This is a genomic window from Nonomuraea sp. NPDC050383 (assembly GCF_044459125.1).
Classification (GTDB): Bacteria; Actinomycetota; Actinomycetes; order Streptosporangiales; family Streptosporangiaceae; genus Nonomuraea.
This window is the reverse complement of record NZ_JBITIP010000027.1, coordinates 97,983-101,531: the sequence shown is the minus strand read 5'-3', so window position 1 is coordinate 101,531 and position 3,549 is coordinate 97,983. Positions and strand designations below refer to the sequence as shown.

General features: G+C 70.4%; 3 protein-coding genes and 1 riboswitch. Of the genes, 2 read left to right on the top strand and 1 reads right to left on the bottom strand.

The genetic code is table 11. The features are described from left to right. Nucleotides 1-137: 137 nt before the first annotated feature. A complete protein-coding gene (locus ACIBG4_RS39655; protein WP_397207443.1) occupies nucleotides 138-839 on the bottom strand; it encodes a C40 family peptidase in 702 nt (233 codons plus the stop codon). Nucleotide 840: 1 nt separating this feature from the next. Beyond that, nucleotides 841-986, bottom strand: a riboswitch (cyclic di-AMP (ydaO/yuaA leader). 98 nt (nucleotides 987-1,084) lie between these two features. On the opposite strand from ACIBG4_RS39655, the gene ACIBG4_RS39650 reads away from it, so the two are divergent. Together ACIBG4_RS39650 and ACIBG4_RS39645 are read left to right on the top strand one after the other, a co-directional pair. Further along, a complete protein-coding gene (locus ACIBG4_RS39650; RefSeq protein WP_397207441.1) occupies nucleotides 1,085-2,131 on the top strand; it encodes a 3-isopropylmalate dehydrogenase in 1,047 nt (348 codons plus the stop codon). Between the two features lie 185 nt (nucleotides 2,132-2,316). Next, nucleotides 2,317-3,414, top strand: a complete 1,098-nt coding sequence (locus ACIBG4_RS39645) for a branched-chain amino acid aminotransferase (protein WP_355440273.1) — start codon at nucleotides 2,317-2,319, stop codon at nucleotides 3,412-3,414. Nucleotides 3,415-3,549: the final 135 nt, after the last annotated feature.

Here is a 3,549-nt window from a genome sequence, read left to right as displayed (position 1 = left end):
CTTGTTGGTTCTACCTTTGTTCCCCCTGCCCTGCCCCCTCCCTGGGGGGGGGGCGGGGCGCCCCCGCCGCCCGCCCCCGCCCCCCCGGCAGCGGGTCACAGGACAGGTGTCACTTGATGGGCGTCACTTGATGGGTGTCACAGGATGGTGGCCGCGGGGATGTTGGCCGGGGCGGGGGTCTTGCGCTCGGCCTTCATGGCGGCCCACGCCTTGACGCCCTTGGGGTCGGGGCGGACGCCGCCGACGAAGGAGGCGCGGCGCCAGGCCGACAGGCGCTCCACCTTGACCACGTCACCCGTCTGCGGGGAGTGCACCATGTACCCGGGCTTGGAGATCATCCCGACGTGCCCGAGGTTGTGGAAGAAGACGAGGTCGCCGGGCTTGAGGTTCTTCCAGGAGATCTTCCGGGAGAACGCCCGGTACTGCTCCGCCGCGGTCCGGGGGAGCTGGATGCCGGCGTGCTGGTAGGCCTTCAGGGTCAGGCCGGAGCAGTCGTAGCCCTTGCGGGTGGTGCCGCCCCACACGTACGGGGTGCCGCGTTTGTCGAGGGCGAACTTGAGTGCCCGTTTCCAGGCGGGGAGAGGGGCCTTCTTGTCGCGGGCGGCTTGGACGTCCGCCGCGGTCAACATGACGACGGGCGAGGTCAGGCGGGCCGTCGTGGTCTCCTCCTTGGCGCTGCTCGGCAGCGAGGAGGACGCGTTCTGGAACGTTCCAGAAGTGGTGGGGGGAAGGGGGGTGCTTTGCCGCGACGGCTGGGAGGAGGCGAGGGAGGCGCTGGCCGGGGCGGCGAGCGCGACCCCTGCGGTCGCGACGGCGGCGAGCATGGCGATGCGAGACACGAAGGTCCTTCCATACGGCCTACCGGGTTAGCTGACGGGCTCGGGCCTGGAAGTGGCCCTACGGCGGTGACCTGCCGATTCGCCCCGAAAAGGGGAATGGGTCCCCGGCTCCACGCAACTGCTGCGCGGATTCGGCTCGACGGACTCTAACGAAACGGTCAAACGACCGCAATACCCGGCAAAACGGATGTCCGGTACGTGAGATGGTGTGTTCGGCAGTCGAGACGAGCCGGTAGGGTACGGCCATGGATTCGCGCGACATTCGCCTGGCAGTGATCCCTGGGGACGGCATCGGCACCGAGGTCGTGACCGAAGGTCTCAAGGTGCTCGAAGCCGTCGGCACGAAGATCGAGGCCACCCACTACGATCTCGGCGCCGCCCGCTACCACCGCACCGGCGAGACCCTGCCCGACTCCGTCCTGGAGGAGCTGCGCGGTTACGACGCGATCCTGCTCGGCGCCGTCGGCGACCCCAGCGTGCCGCCGGGCATCCTGGAGCGCGACCTGCTGCTGCGCCTGCGCTTCGTCTTCGACCACTACGTCAACCTGCGCCCGGTCAAGCTCTACCCGGGAGTGGAGACGCCGCTGGCCCGCGCCGGCGCCGAGGACATCGACATGATCGTCATCCGCGAGGGCACCGAGGGCCTGTACGCGGGCACGGGCGGCGTGATGCGCGGCGGCACGCCGCACGAGATCGCCACCCAGGAGTCGCTCAACACCGCCCACGGCGTGGAGCGCGTGGTGCGCTACGCCTTCGCCAAGGCGCAGTCGAGGCCGCGCAAGAAGCTCACGCTCATCCATAAGACCAACGTGCTGACCTACGCCGGAGACCTCTGGCAGCGCACGGTCAACCGGGTGGCCGAGGAGTTCCCCGAGGTCACGACCGACTACAGTCACATCGACGCGGCCTCGATGTTCTTCGTCACGCAGCCCGAGCGGTTCGACGTGATCGTCACCGACAACCTCTTCGGTGACATCATCACCGACCTGGGCGCGGCGATCGCGGGCGGCATCGGCCTGGCCGCCAGCGGCAACATCAACCCCGAGCGCACCGCGCCCAGCATGTTCGAGCCGGTCCACGGCAGCGCGCCCGACATCGCGGGCCAGGGCAAGGCCGACCCGACCGCGACGATCCTGTCCGTCGCCATGCTCCTCGACCACCTCGGCCTGCACGCCGAGGCCGCCAAGGTGGAGCAGGCCGTCGCCGACGACATCATCGAGCGGCTGAGCGGCGGGGCGAGCCGGACGACCGGCGAGATCGGTGACGACATCACCGCGCGAGTATCGGGCTAGGGCCGCCCCAGCTCCGTAAGCGCCTGGCGGTCCGAACCGGACCTGCCAGGCGCTTTCGCATGTTCAGGGTCATACCATCCCAGTGACCCCTTGCCATCCCAAATAGCGAGACACTAGGAAGTACGTGGAGTGCCGGCGCGCACTGCCGCCGGCATCACCGAGTCGTAGAGAGAAGGACCATCGTCATGACCATCGCTCAGAAGCTCAGCTTCGACGTGCAGCTATCCGACCACGCTCGCACCGCGGCGGAGCGCGAGCAGGTACTGGCGAGTCCGGGCTTCGGGCAGACCTTCACCGACCACATGATCTCCATCCAGTACACCGAGGGCGAGGGCTGGCACGACGCGCGGCTCCAGCCGTACGGGCCGCTCTCCCTCGACCCGGCCACGGCGGTCTTCCACTACGCGCAGGAGCTGTTCGAGGGGCTCAAGGCGTACCGGCAGATCAACGGCTCCGTCGTGACGTTCCGGCCGTACGCCAACGCGGCCCGCTTCAACCAGTCCGCGGTGCGCATGGCGATGCCGGAGCTGCCCGAGGAGACGTTCGTCGAGTCGCTGGAGCAGCTCGTGCAGGCCGACCGCGACTGGGTGCCGACCGCCGAGGGGCACAGCCTCTACCTGCGGCCCTTCATCATCGCCACCCAGGTCGGGCTGGGCGTCAACTACCCGTCGCGCACCTACACGTACATGGTGATCGCCTCGCCGGCGGCCTCGTACTTCAGCGGCGGCGTCAAGCCCGTCTCGGTGTGGCTGTCCACCGAGTACACCCGCGCGGCCCCCGGCGGCACCGGCTTCGCCAAGTGCGGCGGCAACTACGCCGCCGCGTTCGTCGCCCAGCGCCAGGCCGTGGAGAACGGCTGCGACCAGGTGGTGTGGCTCGACGCGGCCCAGCACGCGTACGTCGAGGAGATGGGCGGGATGAACCTGTTCTTCGTCATCGGCGGCAAGCTCGTCACTCCCTCCCTGACCGGCACCCTGCTGCCCGGCATCACCCGCGACTCGATCCTCGCGCTGGCCGACGACCTCGGCCTGGAGGCCGAGGAGCGCCTGGTGAGCGTCGAGGAGTGGCAGGAGGGGTGCGCGTCGGGCGAGGTCAGCGAGGTGTTCGCCTGCGGCACGGCGGCGGTCGTCACGCCGGTCGGCTCCGTCAAGGGCGCCGACCGCTCCTGGACGGTCGCCGACGGCACCCCCGGCCCCGTCACCCTGCGGGTGCGCGAGGAGCTGCTCGGCATCCAGTACGGCTCCCGCCCCGACCAGCACGGCTGGATCCACAAGGTCCTCTAGTCCCCGCTCCCGCGCAGCCCTCCCGTGGCGGGGGCGGGGGGCCCGGGTGGGGGGGGGGCGGCCCCCGGGGTTAAGGGCGGCCCGGGGGCCCCGGGGGGGGGGGGGCCGGGGTGGGCGGGGAGGGGGGGCGCGCCC